The 19,159-nt window shown below is 40.9% G+C and carries 19 protein-coding genes, 2 rRNA genes and 1 other annotated feature; all 21 genes read left to right on the top strand.

The window, feature by feature from the left end; translation table 11 throughout:
* Window positions 1–111 (top strand): 23S ribosomal RNA (locus BMX30_RS20225); the annotation flags it as partial.
* Window positions 112–218: 107 nt separating this feature from the next.
* Window positions 219–334: ribosomal RNA gene (rrf, locus tag BMX30_RS20220) — 5S ribosomal RNA — on the top strand.
* Window positions 335–1,642: 1,308 nt separating this feature from the next.
* A complete protein-coding gene (locus BMX30_RS20215; RefSeq protein WP_090749735.1) occupies window positions 1,643–2,104 on the top strand; it encodes a CtsR family transcriptional regulator in 462 nt (153 codons plus the stop codon).
* Between the two features lie 29 nt (window positions 2,105–2,133).
* Entirely contained in the window at window positions 2,134–2,673 is a 540-nt protein-coding gene (mcsA, locus tag BMX30_RS20210) for a protein-arginine kinase activator protein McsA (protein WP_090749733.1), read from the top strand.
* Between the two features lie 2 nt (window positions 2,674–2,675).
* Window positions 2,676–3,746, top strand: a complete 1,071-nt coding sequence (gene mcsB, locus BMX30_RS20205; protein WP_090749731.1) for a protein-arginine kinase McsB — start codon at window positions 2,676–2,678, stop codon at window positions 3,744–3,746.
* Between the two features lie 18 nt (window positions 3,747–3,764).
* Window positions 3,765–6,203: an ATP-dependent protease ATP-binding subunit ClpC gene (gene clpC / locus BMX30_RS20200; RefSeq protein ID WP_090749729.1), complete on the top strand. Its 2,439-nt coding sequence runs from the start codon at window positions 3,765–3,767 to the stop codon at window positions 6,201–6,203.
* A gap of 190 nt (window positions 6,204–6,393) precedes the next feature.
* Window positions 6,394–7,773, top strand: a complete 1,380-nt coding sequence (gene radA, locus BMX30_RS20195; protein ID WP_090749740.1) for a DNA repair protein RadA — start codon at window positions 6,394–6,396, stop codon at window positions 7,771–7,773.
* 2 nt (window positions 7,774–7,775) lie between these two features.
* On the top strand, window positions 7,776–8,849 hold the full coding sequence (gene disA / locus BMX30_RS20190; RefSeq protein WP_090749727.1) for a DNA integrity scanning diadenylate cyclase DisA: 1,074 nt from the start codon (window positions 7,776–7,778) through the stop codon (window positions 8,847–8,849).
* Window positions 8,850–9,049: 200 nt separating this feature from the next.
* Window positions 9,050–10,138, top strand: coding sequence for a PIN/TRAM domain-containing protein (locus BMX30_RS20185; protein WP_090749725.1), 1,089 nt, complete (start codon window positions 9,050–9,052; stop codon window positions 10,136–10,138).
* Between the two features lie 19 nt (window positions 10,139–10,157).
* Window positions 10,158–10,847: a 2-C-methyl-D-erythritol 4-phosphate cytidylyltransferase gene (ispD, locus tag BMX30_RS20180; protein ID WP_090749723.1), complete on the top strand. Its 690-nt coding sequence runs from the start codon at window positions 10,158–10,160 to the stop codon at window positions 10,845–10,847.
* 49 nt (window positions 10,848–10,896) lie between these two features.
* Window positions 10,897–11,373 (top strand): 2-C-methyl-D-erythritol 2,4-cyclodiphosphate synthase, encoded by a 477-nt coding sequence (gene ispF, locus BMX30_RS20175; RefSeq protein ID WP_090749721.1) that lies wholly within the window; start codon window positions 10,897–10,899, stop codon window positions 11,371–11,373.
* Between the two features lie 49 nt (window positions 11,374–11,422).
* Complete coding sequence (gltX, locus tag BMX30_RS20170) at window positions 11,423–12,877, top strand: glutamate--tRNA ligase (protein ID WP_090749720.1); 1,455 nt, start codon at window positions 11,423–11,425, stop codon at window positions 12,875–12,877.
* Window positions 12,878–12,944: 67 nt separating this feature from the next.
* Window positions 12,945–13,169: a binding site (T-box leader), on the top strand.
* A gap of 131 nt (window positions 13,170–13,300) precedes the next feature.
* Window positions 13,301–13,969 (top strand): serine O-acetyltransferase, encoded by a 669-nt coding sequence (cysE, locus tag BMX30_RS20165; RefSeq protein WP_090749718.1) that lies wholly within the window; start codon window positions 13,301–13,303, stop codon window positions 13,967–13,969.
* Window positions 13,950–15,347 carry a cysteine--tRNA ligase gene (cysS, locus tag BMX30_RS20160; RefSeq protein ID WP_090749716.1) on the top strand — a complete coding sequence of 466 codons (1,398 nt, stop codon included), beginning with the start codon at window positions 13,950–13,952 and terminating at the stop codon, window positions 15,345–15,347. The genes cysE and cysS overlap by 20 nt, the downstream gene beginning before the upstream one ends.
* A 3-nt stretch (window positions 15,348–15,350) precedes the next feature.
* Window positions 15,351–15,770: a Mini-ribonuclease 3 gene (locus BMX30_RS20155; protein ID WP_090749714.1), complete on the top strand. Its 420-nt coding sequence runs from the start codon at window positions 15,351–15,353 to the stop codon at window positions 15,768–15,770.
* Window positions 15,767–16,510: a 23S rRNA (guanosine(2251)-2'-O)-methyltransferase RlmB gene (rlmB, locus tag BMX30_RS20150; RefSeq protein WP_090749712.1), complete on the top strand. Its 744-nt coding sequence runs from the start codon at window positions 15,767–15,769 to the stop codon at window positions 16,508–16,510. The genes BMX30_RS20155 and rlmB overlap by 4 nt, the downstream gene beginning before the upstream one ends.
* A gap of 1 nt (window position 16,511) precedes the next feature.
* Complete coding sequence (locus BMX30_RS20145; protein ID WP_090749710.1) at window positions 16,512–17,021, top strand: NYN domain-containing protein; 510 nt, start codon at window positions 16,512–16,514, stop codon at window positions 17,019–17,021.
* Window positions 17,022–17,093: 72 nt separating this feature from the next.
* The gene (sigH, locus tag BMX30_RS20140) at window positions 17,094–17,744 is read left to right on the top strand and encodes an RNA polymerase sporulation sigma factor SigH (protein ID WP_090749708.1); all 651 of its coding nucleotides are present in this window, start codon (window positions 17,094–17,096) and stop codon (window positions 17,742–17,744) included.
* 108 nt (window positions 17,745–17,852) lie between these two features.
* Window positions 17,853–18,002, top strand: a complete 150-nt coding sequence (gene rpmG / locus BMX30_RS20135) for a 50S ribosomal protein L33 (protein ID WP_090749706.1) — start codon at window positions 17,853–17,855, stop codon at window positions 18,000–18,002.
* A gap of 183 nt (window positions 18,003–18,185) precedes the next feature.
* Entirely contained in the window at window positions 18,186–18,365 is a 180-nt protein-coding gene (gene secE, locus BMX30_RS20130) for a preprotein translocase subunit SecE (RefSeq protein WP_090749704.1), read from the top strand.
* Window positions 18,366–18,481: 116 nt separating this feature from the next.
* On the top strand, window positions 18,482–19,015 hold the full coding sequence (nusG, locus tag BMX30_RS20125; protein WP_090749702.1) for a transcription termination/antitermination protein NusG: 534 nt from the start codon (window positions 18,482–18,484) through the stop codon (window positions 19,013–19,015).
* Window positions 19,016–19,159: the final 144 nt, after the last annotated feature.

The following is a 19,159-nucleotide window of genomic DNA, read 5'->3' as shown; positions in this document are numbered from 1 at the left end:
CATAGCGCAAGCTAGTAAGATCCCTGAAAGATGATCAGGTTGATAGGTCAGAGGTGGAAGCGCGGTGACGTGTGGAGCTGACTGATACTAATCGATCGAGGACTTAACCTTATAAAGTTAAGATTGATATGAATGACTTTACCTTCTGATTACATTATCTAGTTTTGAGGGAACAAGATTTTTTGCGCAAGCAAAATAATTTTCTCTTAATTAAATAGTCTGGTGGCGATAGCGAGAAGGTCACACCCGTTCCCATGCCGAACACGGAAGTTAAGCTTCTCAGCGCCGATGGTAGTTGGGGGTTTCCCCCTGTGAGAGTAGGACGTTGCCAGGCAAAATGAAAGAACAGCTGATTAATGGCTGTTCTTTTTTTGTGTTTATCTAAAAAGGTCATTTTTACTTAATCTTTTAGTAGTTTTGCTTGTTTTAAGTTCTCTTTTGAAGGGGAAACAGTCAGAATAATACTAGTTACTACTAGTTTTTCTAGAGGTATTATCCTAGTACTCGGAGTAAAACCACTTTTAGAAACTTTAATCTAAGAAAAGACCACTTAATGTTCGTACAAAGCGGTTTAATCCTAGTACTGGGATAAAAATAATTTTGGAAACCATATAAAGCATAGGTTAATTTAAGCACTAGCATTAATCTAACGGGTTCTATTTTGAATCATAAAAATACGAACTAACATTGATGCTTTTCGTATAGTAGTTCGCAGTAGAATTAAAAGGGAACTTGGCGGGTAAATCAATAAGAAAAATGCTTTGAGACATTTTATATGCCCAAAGTATTTTTTATCCCAAGAAAGCAACGGTTAGGGATTTCCAGCTCTTCAAGAATGGCCAGCAAATATGCTACTGAAATAAGGGGAGAAATTCCCCTTATTGAGTAAAAGGCACGAAAAATAGAGTAAATAGAGGGAAAGATTCCCCCTATTTACTCCAAAAACATTAAAATGGATCATTTGCTTTGTCTTAACGGGAAAAACTCCCCTTATTTCCTCTGAACCGGGCCCTATTCTGCAGGATAACGGGAAAAATTCCCCTTATTTAAACAATCAGAGTTCTGCTTCATTTATCTACCTCAGACATCAACACCCAGCCTGCTAGTTATATATCATTTGTAGCACACCAATTGATATAACCATCAGAATGGGAATTTTCATGCTGACAGAAACTAATGTCATTTTGTTAAAAGAGGCAAAATTAAGTGTGTATTTACCTTCATTATATAAACCCATATATATATAAATCAGCAGTCTCATTCAGTTGCGATTAAGACTGCTAATTTAGTTTTTGTATTCTGAACCTGAACCCGAACCCATTACATTATATCTCCTGTTTTTTAATAATAAAATAGTGCTCTTATTAAATGGTTTTTTGAACAAAATTATACTCCCTCTACAGGGAGTATACCTCCCTATTCTACATCCCCCTCACCACCCCAACAGTGAATCCTGTAGCTAATTGTCGAACGAAAAAATGTTTAACAAATAACTGCAAGGGTACTAGATATAATCAGTAAATACCTAGTTTTACCATACATAAAAATGGGCAAAATAGAACTGTTGCATGAATTGCATAGGGATTTGATTTTATGTATAATTAATGTCAAAGATAGTCAAAGTCAGATTGGGGGAGGTTTTGTGAGGAATATATCGGATATCATTGAAAATTACCTAAAAGCGGTATTGGAGATGAGTGAGCAGGATCTCGTTGAAATTAAACGGAGTGAAATAGCCGATAAATTCGAATGCGTACCGTCCCAGATTAACTATGTAATTAATACTAGATTCACCATTGAACGCGGTTATATCGTGGAAAGCAAACGCGGTGGCGGGGGGTATATTCGAATTATGAAGGTACAGTCCCATGATGATGCCCACCTAATTGAACAGCTGTTATCGTTATTTAATCAACGAATCTCACAAGCTGTTGCCGAAAACATCATCTTCCGCCTTGTGGAAGAAAAAGTAATAACCGTAAGGGAAGCAAAAATAATGCAAAGTGTTTTAGATCGATCAGTTATCCATCTAGATTTGCCACAAAGGGATGAGCTACGCTCGAGAATGTTGAGGGCAATGCTAATGGCCATCAAATATAAGTAATTTTTCACGAGTTAAGAGGTGAGAGTAGTATGGTATGCCAGGAGTGTAATGAAAAACCGGCAACTCTCCATTTTACTAATTTCAGCAATGGAGAAAAAACGGAGTTACATTTGTGTGAACGATGTGCACAGGAAAAAGGCGAAATGTTTTTACTGAGTCAAGGCCCAATCAACAACTTCTTGCAAGGTCTTTTGAATATGGACTCTCCCTTTCAAGCAAAAACAAAGGAACCGTTTCAACAGGAAAGCATTCTACAGTGTGAGAAGTGCTCAATGACCTTCCCGAAATTTATCAAGGTTGGTCGATTTGGTTGTAGCAATTGTTATGAAACATTTCGTGATCAGTTAGTCCCTGTTACTCGCCGACTACATAGCGGGAACTCAACCCATATTGGGAAAATCCCAAAAAGAGTTGGCGGAACCCTTCAATTGCAGAGGAACATTGCAAGTTTGAAACAAACGCTAAGTGAGCATATAGATAAAGAAGAGTTTGAGGCGGCAGTAGAAGTCCGTGACCAGATACGCTCCTTAGAAAAAGAATTAGCAGATGAACGTAAGGGAGGGGAATAGGGATGTCTTTGGAACGATTTATCAATCAGGCAGTAAGTTCCTGGATGAGTGAAGACGGACCAGATTCAGATATTGTACTTAGTTCCCGTATCCGCCTTGCGAGAAATCTATTAGAATTTGAATTTCCGACGGTCGCGAGCAGAGATTCCTCCGAAGCTATTATAAATGCGGTAGAGGAACGAACAATTAGTGGGATTGTCCCAGAATTCGGGCCACTAGAACTTCATAAAGTTGATGAAATTCAACCACTGCAAAAGCGGGTTTTAGTTGAGAAACATCTTATTAGTCCCCATCTTGCTGAACATTCTATGCATGGCGCCTTTCTTTTATCAGAGAATGAGGAAATTAGCATTATGATTAATGAAGAGGATCATATTCGTATCCAATGTTTATTTCCTGGATTGCAGTTAACAGAATGTTTAAAGGTAGCCAATGAGGTGGATGACTGGTTAGAGGAAAAATTGAATTATGCCTTTGATGAACAATATGGGTACTTAACAAGTTGTCCTACCAATGTTGGTACGGGTTTAAGGGCGTCCGTCATGATGCATTTACCAGGGCTTGTGATCACCAGACAAATGAATCGAATTCTTCCGGCAATTAATCAACTCGGACTGGTTGTAAGAGGAATTTATGGTGAGGGTAGTGAAGCTCAAGGGAATATTTTTCAAATCTCAAACCAAACGACTTTAGGGAAATCAGAAGAAGACATTGTTGAAGACCTAAAAGGGGTTGTTTCCCAACTGATTTCTCAGGAAAGGTCAGCTAGAGAAGCATTAGCGAAAACATTGAACATACAATTAGAAGATAGAGTGTTCCGTTCCTATGGAATTTTAGAGAATAGCAGGATAATTGAAACAAAGGAAGCTGCTAGTTGCCTCTCTGATGTTCGGTTAGGAATTGATATGGGCTATATTAAGAACCTGTCGAGAAGCATTTTAAATGAGCTGATGATTCTGACTCAGCCAGGTTTTCTGCAACAATATGCAGGGGGTCCTCTCCGCCCGGATGAAAGAGATATCCGCAGAGCGGCTTTAATACGAGAAAGAATTCGAATGGAAACGAACCAATAATTTAGGAGGTTGAGCTTTATGATGTTTGGACGGTTTACTGAAAGAGCGCAAAAGGTGCTAGCTTTGGCACAGGAAGAAGCAATACGCCTTGGTCATAATAATATTGGAACGGAGCATATCCTCCTTGGACTTGTTCGTGAAGGTGAAGGAATTGCCGCTAAGGCTCTTTACGGATTAGGGTTAGGGTCAGAAAAGATTCAAAAAGAAGTTGAGAATTTAATCGGCAAAGGCCAGGAAGGTTCTCAAACAATTCATTATACACCAAGGGCTAAAAAGGTGATTGAACTTTCAATGGATGAAGCGAGAAAGCTCGGCCATTCTTATGTAGGTACTGAACACATTCTACTTGGGCTCATTCGCGAAGGAGAAGGTGTTGCAGCTAGAGTATTGAATAATCTTGGTGTTAGCTTGAATAAAGCCCGTCAGCAAGTCCTCCAGCTTCTTGGCAGCAACGAAACATCAGGTCATCAGGGTGGGTCTGCTGTTAATGCCAATACTCCAACACTCGATAGCCTTGCTCGTGATTTAACTGCGATTGCAAGAGAAGGAAGCCTTGATCCTGTTATCGGCAGAAGCAAAGAGATTCAAAGGGTCATTGAGGTTTTAAGCAGACGGACTAAAAACAATCCTGTTTTAATTGGTGAACCTGGTGTTGGTAAAACCGCAATTGCTGAAGGTCTGGCTCAGCAAATTGTTAATAATGAAGTCCCTGAAATCCTTCGTGATAAAAGGGTTATGACCTTAGATATGGGAACCGTGGTTGCAGGTACAAAATATCGCGGTGAGTTTGAAGATCGCTTGAAGAAGGTAATGGACGAAATTCGCCAAGCGGGGAACATCATCCTCTTTATTGATGAGTTGCACACCCTAATCGGCGCAGGTGGAGCTGAGGGGGCCATTGATGCTTCTAATATCTTAAAGCCATCTCTAGCCCGTGGTGAGCTTCAATGTATCGGAGCAACGACTCTTGATGAATACAGGAAGTATATTGAAAAGGATGCAGCGTTAGAAAGACGTTTCCAACCGATCACTGTTGATGAGCCGACTCCAGAGGAATCCGTTCAAATTTTAAAAGGATTACGAGATAGATATGAAGCTCATCACCGAGTATCGATTATTGATGAGGCCATTGAGGCAGCTGTTAAACTCTCTGACCGCTATATCTCTGACCGTTTCCTACCGGATAAGGCTATTGATTTAATTGATGAGGCGGGTTCAAAGGTTCGTCTTCGCTCTTATACAACACCACCTAATTTAAAGGAACTAGAGCAAAAACTTGAAGAAGTTCGCAAGGAAAAGGATGCGTCTGTTCAAAGTCAGGAATTTGAAAAGGCTGCATCTTTAAGAGATACAGAGCAACGTCTTCGTGAACAATTAGAGAATACGAAGAAAACTTGGAAAGAAAAGCAAGGGCAGGAAAACAGTGAAGTAACAGTTGAGGATATTGCGAGTGTTGTATCAAGCTGGACTGGGATCCCTGTCTCGAAAATAGCCGAAACAGAAACACAAAAGCTCCTGAAGCTTGAGGAAATTCTACACTCCCGTTTAATTGGTCAGGATGAAGCAGTTAAGGCCGTTTCGAAAGCCGTTCGTCGGGCAAGAGCGGGGCTTAAAGATCCAAAACGCCCTATTGGGTCATTCGTTTTCCTTGGACCAACAGGTGTCGGTAAAACCGAATTGGCTCGTGCGTTAGCTGAAGCGATGTTTGGTGATGAGGATGCGATGATTCGTGTAGATATGTCCGAATACATGGAGAAACATTCTACATCTCGTCTTGTCGGCTCACCTCCAGGCTATGTTGGGTATGATGAAGGTGGACAGTTAACAGAAAAAGTACGGAGAAAGCCATATTCAGTCGTTCTTTTAGATGAAATTGAGAAAGCTCATCCAGACGTATTTAATATCTTGCTCCAAGTGCTTGAAGATGGACGATTAACCGATTCCAAAGGTCGCACAGTGGACTTTCGAAATACAGTTCTCATTATGACATCAAACGTAGGTGCTGAAGCACTGAAACGAAACAAATATGTTGGGTTCAATATCCAAGATGGTGAACAAGATTATAAGGATATGAAAGGGAAAGTAATGGAGGAATTAAAAAAGGCCTTCCGTCCAGAGTTCCTGAACCGTATCGATGAAATTATTGTCTTCCATTCTCTAGAAAAGGAACATCTAAAACAAATTGTTACACTAATGTCAGAGCAGTTGACGAAGCGACTTAGTGAACAGGATATTGATCTAGAAATAACAGATGCGGCCAAGGAGAAGATTACAGTAGAAGGGTATGATCCAGAATATGGAGCTCGTCCATTGCGTAGGGCGATCCAGAAGCATATTGAGGATCATCTATCAGAAGAGCTTCTGAAAGGGACGGTGCTTAGGGGGCAAAATGTCACTATTGATGTTGAAAATGGTGAGTTTACCGTCAAAACGCCTGATAAAATCGTGAATAAGTAACCTACTCGTAAAAGCCAGTTAAGTTCAACGACGATGGGGGGATTCCCCCCACTGTTGGAAGTTGAACCGAATAATAAGAGGTATACGTATGACAGAGTACGTATACCTTTTTTATTAAGGGCTTTTTATTTTACAATAAGATTAGTATTGTGATTTTGGGGTAGTAGATATTGGAAGGGAAAGAATGAAAATGGCAAAAAGAAAAACCAAATTTATGTGCCAAGAATGTGGATATGAATCACCTAAATGGATGGGGAAATGCCCGGGTTGTGGGCAATGGAATAAGATGGTTGAGGAGACAGAGAGTTCAGGCTCAGGGCGTAGAGGGGCTTTTAACCATACCACCAGTACAGGTGTTGCGGCGAAAGCGACTCCAATTACCACGATAGAAACACTTAGTGAGCCACGAGTTCAAACGGAATTGACTGAATTGAATCGAGTTCTTGGTGGGGGAGTAGTCAGAGGTTCTCTTGTCCTAATCGGTGGTGATCCAGGAATCGGGAAGTCGACGCTGTTACTTCAGGTGTCGTTTCAGCTAGCAAAAACGAATCAGTCTGTTTTATATATCTCTGGTGAAGAGTCCTTAAGGCAAACAAAGCTACGGGCAGACCGTTTAGGGGTCACTTCTGATAGCTTACTTGTATATGCGGAAACGAACCTTGAGGAAATCAGCCGGACAATTGAGAAGAGCTCTCCAGAGTTTGTCATCGTTGACTCCATTCAAACTGTTTATCATCCTGAAGTGACTTCTGCACCGGGAAGTGTGTCACAGGTTAGGGAATGTACGGCCGAACTCATGCGAATTGCTAAAACAAAAGGTATTGCCATTTTTATTGTCGGTCACGTGACTAAAGAGGGCTCGATTGCCGGACCACGGCTCCTCGAACATATGGTCGATACAGTTCTTTACTTTGAAGGAGAGCGTCATCATACCTATCGGATTTTGCGTGCTGTTAAAAATCGCTTTGGTTCGACGAATGAAATGGGGATCTTTGAAATGAAGGAGGGTGGACTTGAAGAAGTAGCTAATCCCTCGGAAATCTTCCTTGAGGAACGTTCCCAAGGCGCTTCAGGTTCGACGGTAGTAGCCTCAATGGAAGGGACACGTCCTGTGCTCGTAGAAATTCAATCCTTAATTTCACCGACCAGCTACGGGAATCCTAGGAGAATGGCTACTGGGATGGATCATAATCGGGTAAACCTCCTTATGGCTGTTCTGGAAAAAAGAGTCGGACTATTGTTGGGTAACCAAGATGCTTATTTAAAAGTAGCTGGAGGAGTGAAACTTGATGAACCAGCCATTGATTTAGCCATTGCGGTCAGCATTGCATCTAGCTTCAGGGATAGGCCAACTCGGGCTTCCGACTGTATTATTGGTGAGGTAGGCCTCACAGGAGAAGTGAGACGGGTTTCACGGATTGAACAGCGTGTTCAAGAAGCCGCGAAATTAGGTTTCGAGAGGGTCATCCTACCAGAGAACAACCTCGGGGGATGGACAGCACCAAAGGGAATTACCCTCATCGGTGTATCTTCTGTCAGCGAGGCATTAAAGGTCACACTGGAGGGGTAAGGTTGGAGAACCGGATGTCAGAAGATAAAGCATTAAGTGAAATTTTGCAGTTTATTGCCCCGGGGACACCGTTAAGGGAAGGCATTGACAATGTCCTTCGTGCGAACACCGGAGGGCTTATTGTGATTGGTTATAATGAAAAGGTCAAAGAGCTGGTCGATGGCGGGTTCGAGATCAATTGCAGATTCAGCCCAAGTTCTTTATATGAATTAGCCAAGATGGATGGAGCAATTATTTTAAATGATACAGGCAATCAAATTTTATTTGCAAATGCACAGTTAGCCCCTAACCCCGGTATTCCCTCTTCTGAGACAGGGATGCGGCATCGGACGGCAGAGCGGGTTGCGAAACAAACGAAGGCTCTTGTCGTAGCTATCTCGCAGCGTAGGACTGTCATCACCCTTTATCAGGGTAATCGAAGGTACTCGTTAAAAGATATTTCCGTAATACTAACAAAAGCAAATTTGGCTATTCAAACGCTTGAAAAATATAAAATTGTTTTGGAACAGAGCATTACGAACTTTGGATTGCTAGAGTTTGAAGAACTTGTTACTTATAATGACCTCCTTCAAGTGATGCATCGTTTTGAAATGGTATTAAGAATCAAAAATGAATTGTTAGCCTACTTGAGCGAACTAGGCATTGAGGGACGTCTTATTCGCCTCCAGATGCAGGAATTAATGACAGACATTGAAATTGAAGCCAATTTGATGATTAAAGACTATGTTTCCAATGCGGCGATTGACTCTGGGGATATAATGGTTCGCTTATTGGATATGGCAAGGTCAGGTCCAATAGAGGATACCGTGATATTAAAGATGCTAGGCTACCAAGGTTATGTTCATCTAGAGGAGCCAATCAATCCTCGTGGATATCGGATGTTGAATAAGATCCCTCGGTTACCACCCATAATCGTTGAAAATCTTGTAAGTCGCTTTCAGAATCTACCAACGATTGTCTCGGCGAGTGTGGCTGATTTAGATGATGTGGAAGGGATTGGAGAAGTGAGAGCGAAGAAAATAAAAGAGGGATTTAAGAGGATATTGGAACAACTTATTTCAGACCGCCATCTCTAACAGAAGATTTTGCTAATATTTGACACTACCTAAAGCGGGTGCTACTTTTAAACCAAAGGTAAGCACTATATAAATATGACAAATGAAGTGTTACAGATTTATTTTAAAAATGACATTCTGTTAAAAATGGACAAAAATCTCTTTAAGCGAAGGTTTCAATTTATGGAATTTGTTTATAATGTAAATAAGGAGGTGATGTGATGTTAAGACGCATTATTCAAGCTTGTTTTTTAATTATCGGAGGTACGTTAGGTATATTCTTAATCCCTGATTTGCTTTCCTTAATCAGCTTGGGAGATTTCCCGTTTCTAGCGAATCCGTATGTTTCAGCTATTCTTGGTGCACTTATTTTTTATTTCATTACTTTTTGGGCAGTCGATTATGTAACCAATTTTGTTAAATGGCTCGAAGAATCCTTGATAAAAGCACCGCTAGCCGACCTAATTACCGGTGGTGTTGGTTTATTCTTTGGTTTATTGGTTGCGTTTTTAATTGGTTTTGCCTTTAATGCGATCCAAGTTCCGGTTTTTAATACGGTTGCGCCAATTCTATTAACTCTCGTAATAGGGTACCTTGGTTTTCAGGTTGGGTTTAAGAAACGTGATGAACTGTTAAACCTCTTTTCTAGCCGTAAGAAAAAGGGTGGGGAAGAAGAAACGGAAGCGGAGAACAAGTCGGAGAACACTTGGAAAATTCTCGATACTAGTGTCATTATTGACGGGAGAATCGCTGATATCTGTCAAACTGGTTTCCTTGAAGGAACGATTATCATTCCACAATTTGTACTAGAGGAATTACAGCATATTGCGGATTCATCTGATGTGTTAAAACGCAATCGCGGTCGTCGAGGTCTTGACATCCTTAATCGTATTCAGAAAGAATTGAAGATTAAGGTTGATATTTATGAGGGTGATTTTGAGGAAATTCAGGAAGTGGACTCAAAGCTTGTTAAACTTGCGAAACTGACAAGTGGTGTCGTCGTCACAAATGATTTTAACTTAAATAAAGTTTGCGAACTTCAAGGCGTATCGGTACTGAATATTAATGATCTTGCGAATGCGGTGAAACCAGTTGTTTTACCAGGTGAGGAATTAAACATTCAGGTAATCAAGGACGGTAAAGAGCATAATCAGGGGATTGCCTATCTTGATGATGGCACGATGATTGTCGTCGAAGAAGGCCGAGATTATATCGGGAAGCGGATTGAAGTCCTAGTAACGAGTGTTTTACAGACCTCAGCAGGACGGATGATTTTCGCAAAGCCAAAGTTACTTGAAAAGGCGCTTTAGATAGATAGGAGATATGAATATGGCTTACCAGGTTATTCTCCCTGCTGCAGGGCAGGGAAAAAGAATGGGAGCAGGAAGAAACAAGCTTTTTTTGACACTTGAAAATACACCAGTATTGATACACACGTTGAGAGTATTTGAACAAGACCCTGAATGCGCAGGCATCATACTCTCAATTCATAAGGATGATGAGGAAACCTTCAAGGGACTATTGAAGGAATATCATATTCAGAAGGTGACAGACCTTGTCCACGGGGGCAAAGAACGCCAGGATAGCGTTTATAATGGCGTGAAGGCAATTCGGACCGATGGGATTGTTCTTGTCCACGATGCGGCAAGGCCGTTTGTTACATTGGATACCATTCATCAACTTGTGAAGGCAGCGGAAATAGATGGGGCTGCGATTGCTGGTGTTCCTGTCAAGGATACAATCAAAAAGGCTAAGGGTCTTCTAGTAACAGAAACAATTGAGCGTTCCAGCTTGTGGGCAGTCCAAACCCCACAAGCTTTTCTAGTTTCTGTGCTCCGAAAGGCACATGAAAAGGCGACAGAGGATCAATTTACCGGCACAGACGATTCAAGTCTTGTCGAAAGGCTGCCGCATAAAGTCGTTATTATTGAAGGAGATTATGATAATATAAAGCTGACAACGCCTGAAGATATTTATTTCGCTGAAGCCATTATAAAAAAGCGGAAAAGTTTGCGTTAAATAGAGAATTAGAGGAAAATATCTGTGACTTTAAAGGAGTAATTTTAAGATGTTTCGAATTGGACAAGGTTTTGATGTTCACCAGTTGACCGAGGGTCGCCCGTTAATTATTGGGGGAGTGACAATCCCTTATGAAAAGGGATTGCTAGGCCATTCAGATGCAGATGTCCTTTTGCATACAATTGCAGATGCCTGTCTAGGGGCAATCGGTGAAGGGGATATAGGGAAGCATTTTCCAGACACAGACCCTGAATTTAAGGATGCCGATTCCGCCAAATTGCTTGAGCATGTTTGGGGAATTGTAAAAGAAAAGGGCTATCAACTTGTTAATATTGATTGCACGATTATTGCCCAAAAACCGAAGATGGCTCCATACATGGATTCTATTAAGGAACGGGTTGCTGCTCTCCTTGAGGGTCAAGTAGGTCAGGTGAATGTAAAGGCAACGACAACCGAAAAGCTTGGATTCACGGGCCGTGGTGAAGGGATTGCGGCACAAGCGGTCGTCTTGCTTCAAAAAAGGTAAAGCTTTAGATTGAATGCCGAAATGGTAGATAAATAGTAGGAGGATTTTTATGTCAGAAATTCGTGTGCGTTATGCCCCGAGCCCAACGGGACATTTACATATTGGGAATGCTCGAACAGCACTTTTTAATTATTTATTCGCTCGTAACCAAGGCGGAAAGTTTATCATTCGAATTGAGGATACAGATTTAAAAAGGAATATCGAAGGTGGAGAAGAAAGTCAGCTCCAGTATTTGAAATGGCTCGGAATGGACTGGGATGAGAGCGTTGATGTTGGCGGGGAGTTTGGTCCATATCGTCAATCAGAGCGTATTTCTATTTACGATGAGTATACAAAACAGCTATTTGAAAAAGACCTTGTATATAAATGTTATTGTACCGAAGAGGAGCTTGAGGCTGACCGTGCGGCGCAAATGGAACGCAATGAGACACCTAAGTACTCCGGTAGATGTCGCCACTTATCAGAAGAAGACAGGGCGCAGTTTGAAAACGAAGGTAGAAAACCGAGTGTTCGCTTTAAAGTTCCTGCGGGGCAAGTCCTTCGCTTTGATGACATGGTTAAAGGTGAAGTCTCGTTTGAATCTGAGGGCTTTGGAGACTTTGTCATTGTAAAAAAAGATGGGATCCCTACATACAACTATGCAGTTGTCCTAGATGATTACCTAATGAAAATTTCCCATGTTCTTCGCGGAGATGATCATATTTCCAATACGCCAAAGCAATTATTAATCTATGATGCATTTGGTTGGAAAGCTCCGGTATTTGGACATATGACGTTAATTGTGAATGAAAGTCGGAAAAAGCTAAGCAAACGTGATGAGTCGATTATTCAGTTTATCGAACAGTATGAGGAGTTAGGATATTTACCAGAAGCTCTGTTCAATTTTATTACCTTACTAGGTTGGTCACCATCAGGCGAAGAAGAAATTTTTACGAAGGAAGAGATTATTGAGAAGTTTGATGCAGCTCGCTTGTCTAAGTCTCCGGCCCTGTTTGACCGACAGAAACTTTCCTGGATGAATAATCAGTACATGAAGAAAGCGGAACTTGAAAGAGTGATTGAGTTAGCTCTTCCTCATTTAGTTCAGGCGGGTAAAGTAAAGAATGATCGGACAACTGATGAAGAAACATGGGTTCGTAGCCTCATTTCTTTATATCAGGAGAAAATGAGTTATGGAGCGGAAATTGTAGAGCTTTCGGAGATCTTCTTCCAAGAGGAATTGACTTTTGAGGATGAGGCAAAAGATGTCCTTGCAGGAGAGCAAGTACCCGAAGTCCTACGGGCATTCCTACAAGAGATTGAAAGTCTTCCGGAATTTACTGCAGTGCAAATTAAAGGTGCTGTTAAAGCTGTTCAAAAAGGGACAGGTCACAAAGGACAGAAGCTATTTATGCCAATCCGTTCCGCTGTGACAGGTCAGACCCATGGGCCAGATTTAATGCTTGCCATTGAACTTCTTGGCTTTGATAAAGTAAAAAAACGAGTAGAAAATCTCCTAGCATAGAAATTTTTCAATCAAGATAGTTAACATTAGCTCAAAAATATAATATAGTAAGAGTAATTCGTATAGTTCGAAAGTGTGGAAGAGGAAAAGTAGAAAAGTGAAGCTTTTTAGAGAGAACCATCATCGGCTGAAAGTGGTTTAAGCCGCTCGCTTTTTGAAAATGCACCTCGGAGCCCCTGTATGAACGGAAATGTTCTAAGTAGTTCAGGGCGGGTCCTCCCGTTAACAGGTAAAGTTGAGGCTCTATTTCAGGGCTTAAACAGAGTGGAACCGCGCACCAAGCGTCTCTGTCATTTGACAGAGGCGTTTTTTTATTGTTTAAGGGAAATTGGGTCAGGTTTTTCCGGCACCCAGCTCGAGCTCACATAAGGACTTGAGCCGCTTACGCTTTTGCATTTTTGGAAATACTGGGGGATGGTAAACATGTTTAAAATGCTGAAAGAAGACATTGAAGTTGTATTTGACCAGGATCCAGCTGCCAGAAGCCGGTTAGAGGTAATCCTGACCTATGCTGGTTTGCATGCCATTTGGTCTCACCGACTAGCGCATGCCTTATTCAAGAGAAAGCTTTATTTTATTGCTAGAATCATCTCACAAATTAGCCGATTTTTTACCGGAATTGAGATACATCCGGGCGCGAAGATTGGAAGCCGGTTATTTATTGACCATGGGATGGGAGTGGTCATTGGGGAAACTTGCGAGATTGGTGATAATGTCACCATCTATCAAGGTGTGACATTGGGAGGAACAGGTAAAGAGAAGGGAAAACGCCACCCTACTGTGAAGGACAATGCCCTTATAGCAACTGGGGCTAAGGTTTTAGGGTCAATAACGATTGGTGAGAATTCCAAAATCGGTGGCGGCTCTGTGGTATTAAAGGACGTTCCGCCAAACTCAACCGTCGTTGGGGTACCGGGCCGTGTTGTCATTCAGGATGGGGTAAAAATCAAGAAGGACTTAAATCATTCAGATCTTCCAGATCCAATTTATGATCGATTTAAAGCGATGGAAATTGAGATTCAATTGCTTCAACAAGAGCTTAATGGATTAAAGGAAGAAAGGAGTAAAGTGAATGTCAATTCAAATATATAACACCTTGACTCGTCAGAAGGAAAAGTTTGTTCCCCTTGAAGAAGGGAAAGTAAAGATGTATGTATGTGGCCCGACCGTTTATAACTATATTCATATTGGAAATGCGCGACCACCGATTGTGTTTGATACGGTTCGCCGCTACCTTGAGTATAGAGGTTACGATGTAAGGTATATCTCTAATTTCACTGATGTTGATGATAAATTAATTCGTGCAGCAAACGAACTTGGAGAAGATGTTCCTACCATCGCTAATCGCTTCATCGATGCCTATTTTGAAGATATTACGGCATTGGGCTGTAAACGCGCCGATGTACATCCACGAGTTACAGAGACAATGGATCTAATTATTGAGTTTATTCAAGCACTAATTGACAAAGATTATGCGTATGAATCTAATGGGGATGTTTATTTTCGTACAAGGAAATTCCCTGAATATGGAAAGTTATCTCATCAATCCATTGATGAATTGAAAATTGGAGCTCGAATTCAAGTTGGTGAGAAGAAACAGGATGCTTTAGACTTTGCTCTGTGGAAAAAGGCAAAGGAAGGGGAAATTTCCTGGGAAAGTCCATGGGGAGAAGGAAGACCAGGTTGGCATATTGAATGTTCGGCAATGGCAAAGCGATATTTAGGAGATACCATTGATATCCATGCTGGTGGTCAGGACTTAGCTTTTCCGCACCATGAAAATGAAATTGCCCAATCAGAAGCACTAACAGGCAAATCGTTTGCACGCTATTGGATGCATAATGGATATATTAATATTAATAATGAAAAGATGTCTAAATCACTAGGGAACTTCGTATTAGTTCACGATATTATTAAGAATCACGACCCGCAAGTGTTAAGGTTTTTTATGCTATCTGTACATTATCGTAATCCAATCAACTATAGTGACGAGCTATTAGAGAATACAAAGGCCGCTTTTGAGAGGTTAAAAACATCCTATCAAAACCTGAAGCATCGTTCGGGCGCTAGCACAAACTTAACGACAAATAATCAGGAATGGTTAGATAAGATCACAGATCTTCATCAACAGTTTGTAAAAGAGATGGATGATGATTTTAATACAGCTAATGGTATATCCGTACTCTTTGAGCTATCAAAGCTTGCCAATCTGTATCTGTTGGAGAAAAATACAGCCGAGGTAGTCATTAAAAGCTTTTTAGATGAATTTGAATTGTTATTTGATATTTTCGGGTTGTCGCTAGCAGCAGAAGAACTTCTTGATGAAGAAGTTGAAGCAATGATTGAAAAGAGGATACAAGCTAGGAAGGATCGAGACTTTAAGCTAGCTGATGAGATTCGTGCTCAGTTAAAAGAAATGAACATCATCCTAGAGGACACAGCGCAAGGTACGAGATGGAAAAGAGGATAGTGAATGCTTTCATATAGTCAAAAGGTTGATGAAAAGCAGTTGAACAGCCTGGCTCTAGCTTATATGGGTGATGCCGTATTTGAAAAATATGTGCGGCTTCACCTCCTTCAAAGCGGTAGGGTAAGGCCAAATAAACTTCATAAAGAGGCAACGCGTTATGTTTCCGCTAAAGCACAGGCGAACATCATCCATGCCTTTATCGAAAACCAGCTTTTATCAGAAAAAGAAATAGCTGTGGTCAAGAGAGGGAGAAACGCTAAATCAGGGTCAGTCCCGAAAAACACAGATGTACAAACCTACCGCTACAGCACCGCATTTGAAGCACTAATAGGATATCTGTTCCTAGGGGGAAACGAAAAGCGCCTAGACGAATTAATTGAGGCCGCTTTTGCAATTATTGACGAGGGAGGAAGTTCATCATGAGCGAAGAATATATCGGTGGAAAAAACCCAGTTATCGAGGCACTCAAATCACACCGCGATATTAATAAGATCTTAATTGCAGAAGGTTCCCAACGTGGGCAGATGCAGCAGGTAATTGGATTAGCAAAAGAGGAAAATGTGATTGTCCAGTTTGTTCCGAAGAAGAAACTGGATCAGATGTACGAAGGTAGTCATCAAGGGGTCATTGCCCAAGTGGCAGCATATGAGTATGCGGAATTAGATGATTTATTCTCAGTAGCAGAAAAAAGGAATGAGACACCATTTTTCCTGTTGCTAGACGAGATTGAGGATCCACATAATCTTGGTTCTATTATGAGAACAGCCGACGCTTCTGGAGCACACGGGATAATTATTCCGAAAAGAAGGGCTGTTGGCTTGACGGCAACGGTTGCTAAATCTTCGACAGGCGCGATTGAACATATCCCTGTTGTAAGGGTCACGAATATGTCCAGAACAATAGATGAATTAAAAGAACGCGGTATCTGGGTGGCGGGTACAGATGCAGCTGGTAAGGAAGACTATCGTGCTTTTGATGGAACGATGCCGCTAGCACTAGTCATTGGTAGCGAAGGAAAGGGAATGGGCAGAATCATTCGAGAAAAATGCGATTTTCTTCTACGGCTTCCAATGGTAGGCAAGGTTACATCCTTAAATGCCTCTGTTGCAGCGGCCTTATTGATGTATGAGGTTTACCGCAAACGTAATCCCCTAGGGCAGTAAGATGGACATCCTGCTTGTAGACGGATATAACATTATCGGGGCTTGGCCGGAATTACGAGCATTGAAAATGAAGGACTTGGCAGCGGCAAGGGATCTTCTTGTTGAGAAAATGGCAGAATATAAGGCCTATACAGGGTATCGCGTGATTATTGTTTTTGATGCTCATTATGTTCAAGGTACGGAGCAGAGATATAAGAATCATCAAGTAGATGTCATTTATACCCGGGAAAATGAGACGGCTGATGAGCGAATTGAAAAGTTGGCAATAGACCTTAGCAATCGTAAAACTCAAATCCATGTAGCTACATCTGATTTTACAGAACAATGGGCGATATTTGGACAGGGTGCTTTAAGAAAATCAGCACGAGAACTGTACACAGAAATGAGTGTTATGGAACGGAAAATTGAAAAAAAGGTGCAAACAATCCAGAAAAAAAAGCCTGTTAGTAGAATCCCACTTAGTGATGAGGTAGCTGAATTATTTGAAAAATGGCGCCGTGGTGGAAATTAACTAGGTTGACGCCTAAAAAATTCCTGCTGTATAATATTTCTATCCATGGAAAAGTCCGGTGGGGGGATCTTGGTGAATGCTGATTTCGGAACGAAAAAGTCCTTGAAGTATGTAGAGTTAGAAGATGAAGAAATAGTAGAAGCGGTTCATAATGGTGAAAGTGAGGCGCTTGATTTTTTAATCAATAAATATCGAAACTTCGTACGAGCAAAGGCTAGATCCTATTTTTTAATTGGTGCAGATAAAGAGGATATCGTCCAAGAAGGCATGATTGGGCTCTATAAAGCGATTCGCGACTTTAAAGAGGACAAGCTTGCTTCATTTCGGGCGTTTGCTGAATTATGTATTACCAGGCAAATTATCACCGCAATTAAAACGGCTACCAGACAAAAGCATATCCCACTTAATTCATATGTCTCCTTAGACAAACCAATCTATGATGAAGAATCAGATAGGACCTTAATGGATGTCCTTTCAGGAGCAAAAGTCATGGACCCAGAGGAGTTATTCATTAACCAAGAAGAATTTGATCGGATAGAAATCCAGATGGAGGAACTTTTAAGTGACCTGGAACGAAAGGTACTCGCCCTTTATTTAGATGGTCAGTCCTACCAGGAAATTTCTGAAGAGTTAAACAGACATGTGAAATCAATCGATAACGCTCTTCAACGGGTAAAGAGGAAACTGGAAAAGCACGTTGAATTGAGAGAGTTCACGCCATAGAATTAACAAGGAATAGTCATAATACAGCCTTCAATCCAATTCGACAGTTATTGACACCGACCTTCAGGACATGATAAAGTTTTAAAGACATAAATTAGTAGGTGTATGATGAAGAATAAGATAACGCTTGCTTGTGCAGAATGCGGGACACGCAACTATACCACCACAAGTAGTAGCGAAAATCAAACAGAGCGTCGTGAGTTAAAAAAATTCTGTAAGAACTGCAATGCACATACAGTTCATCGGGAAACAAAATAACTTTAATAATAGCTCTTTTCTCAAAGTTTGTTACTCCCTGAGATAAAATAGGATTCTTCTATTAGTTTTACCTGATAAATAACTTTTTCTGTGTTAAAATCGGCTTTAGGATTTTAACAACAATCTTTACGAAAACAGCCTTATTAATAGATTGCTCGCTATTTACAAGTTGGAGGTTACAAAATGCGCATCACTAAGTTTTTACCAGAAGTAGCTCGTGAAATGAGGAAGGTTAGTTGGCCTAAACGTAGGGAACTATTTCGTTATACAATTGTAGTTTTAACGACCGTCATCTTTATGGCGCTATTTTTTACTGTTGTAGACCTCGGGTTTTCTGAATTGATTCGTTTAATCCTTGAATAACCTATGCGTTCTCATGGTATAATGGAGAATAACGCAGGAAGTTTTTTTAAAACCCGGATAACGGGTTTTTTGTTTGCTGAAAAAAGAGGGAGGGACGGACGCTTAAGTCCTCTGTGATGGAAAAGAATTGGTATGTTGTACATACGTATTCAGGATATGAGAATAAGGTAAAGACAAATCTTGAAAAGCGTGTTGAGTCAATGGGTATGCAGGATAAAATTTTCCGTGTTGTTGTTCCGGAAGAAGAAGAAACAGATATCAAAAATGGAAAAAAGAAGGTTGTTAAGAGAAAGACGTTTCCAGGTTATGTTTTAGTTGAATTGGTTATGACGGATGACTCTTGGTATGTTGTTCGAAATACACCAGGGGTAACAGGATTTGTCGGATCATCAGGACACGGTTCTAAGCCCTCAGCTTTACTTCCAGACGAAGTGGCCATGATCCTAAAACGCATGGGTGTTGAAGAACGCCGCGTGGACATCGACTTTGAATTGGGTGAAACAGTACAAGTAAGTGAAGGTCCATTTACGAACTTTACTGGCTCAATAGAAGAAATAGATAAAGACAAAGGCAAGCTTAAAGTACTAGTTAACATGTTTGGTAGGGATACCCCAGTTGAACTGGAATTTTCACAGATAAAAAAATTATAACTTGAAATTAAAAACGATAAGTGGTAATATTTCATAGGTCAGTATGTCTCGTATATGGGACAAACATATAATATGTTCTTTATCTAAGAGGATAAAGACTGAACTGAGTGGGAGGGGAACACCCTATTACCACATCACGGACTT

Source organism: Mesobacillus persicus (assembly GCF_900109925.1).
Lineage (GTDB): Bacteria > Bacillota > Bacilli > Bacillales > Cytobacillaceae > Mesobacillus_B > Mesobacillus_B persicus.
This window is presented reverse-complemented; position numbering and strand designations above follow the sequence as displayed.

Coding starts and splice junctions, on each gene's coding strand:
- BMX30_RS20155 (WP_090749714.1), top strand. CDS start 15,351: ATGCTTTCATATAGTCAAAAGGTTGATGAAAAGCAGTTGAACAGCCTG.
- BMX30_RS20145 (WP_090749710.1), top strand. CDS start 16,512: ATGGACATCCTGCTTGTAGACGGATATAACATTATCGGGGCTTGGCCG.
- mcsA (WP_090749733.1), top strand. CDS start 2,134: ATGGTATGCCAGGAGTGTAATGAAAAACCGGCAACTCTCCATTTTACT.
- mcsB (WP_090749731.1), top strand. CDS start 2,676: ATGTCTTTGGAACGATTTATCAATCAGGCAGTAAGTTCCTGGATGAGT.
- gltX (WP_090749720.1), top strand. CDS start 11,423: ATGTCAGAAATTCGTGTGCGTTATGCCCCGAGCCCAACGGGACATTTA.
- secE (WP_090749704.1), top strand. CDS start 18,186: ATGCGCATCACTAAGTTTTTACCAGAAGTAGCTCGTGAAATGAGGAAG.
- ispF (WP_090749721.1), top strand. CDS start 10,897: ATGTTTCGAATTGGACAAGGTTTTGATGTTCACCAGTTGACCGAGGGT.
- clpC (WP_090749729.1), top strand. CDS start 3,765: ATGATGTTTGGACGGTTTACTGAAAGAGCGCAAAAGGTGCTAGCTTTG.
- BMX30_RS20185 (WP_090749725.1), top strand. CDS start 9,050: ATGTTAAGACGCATTATTCAAGCTTGTTTTTTAATTATCGGAGGTACG.
- nusG (WP_090749702.1), top strand. CDS start 18,482: ATGGAAAAGAATTGGTATGTTGTACATACGTATTCAGGATATGAGAAT.
- rpmG (WP_090749706.1), top strand. CDS start 17,853: ATGAAGAATAAGATAACGCTTGCTTGTGCAGAATGCGGGACACGCAAC.
- cysE (WP_090749718.1), top strand. CDS start 13,301: ATGTTTAAAATGCTGAAAGAAGACATTGAAGTTGTATTTGACCAGGAT.
- rlmB (WP_090749712.1), top strand. CDS start 15,767: ATGAGCGAAGAATATATCGGTGGAAAAAACCCAGTTATCGAGGCACTC.
- radA (WP_090749740.1), top strand. CDS start 6,394: ATGGCAAAAAGAAAAACCAAATTTATGTGCCAAGAATGTGGATATGAA.
- ispD (WP_090749723.1), top strand. CDS start 10,158: ATGGCTTACCAGGTTATTCTCCCTGCTGCAGGGCAGGGAAAAAGAATG.
- cysS (WP_090749716.1), top strand. CDS start 13,950: ATGTCAATTCAAATATATAACACCTTGACTCGTCAGAAGGAAAAGTTT.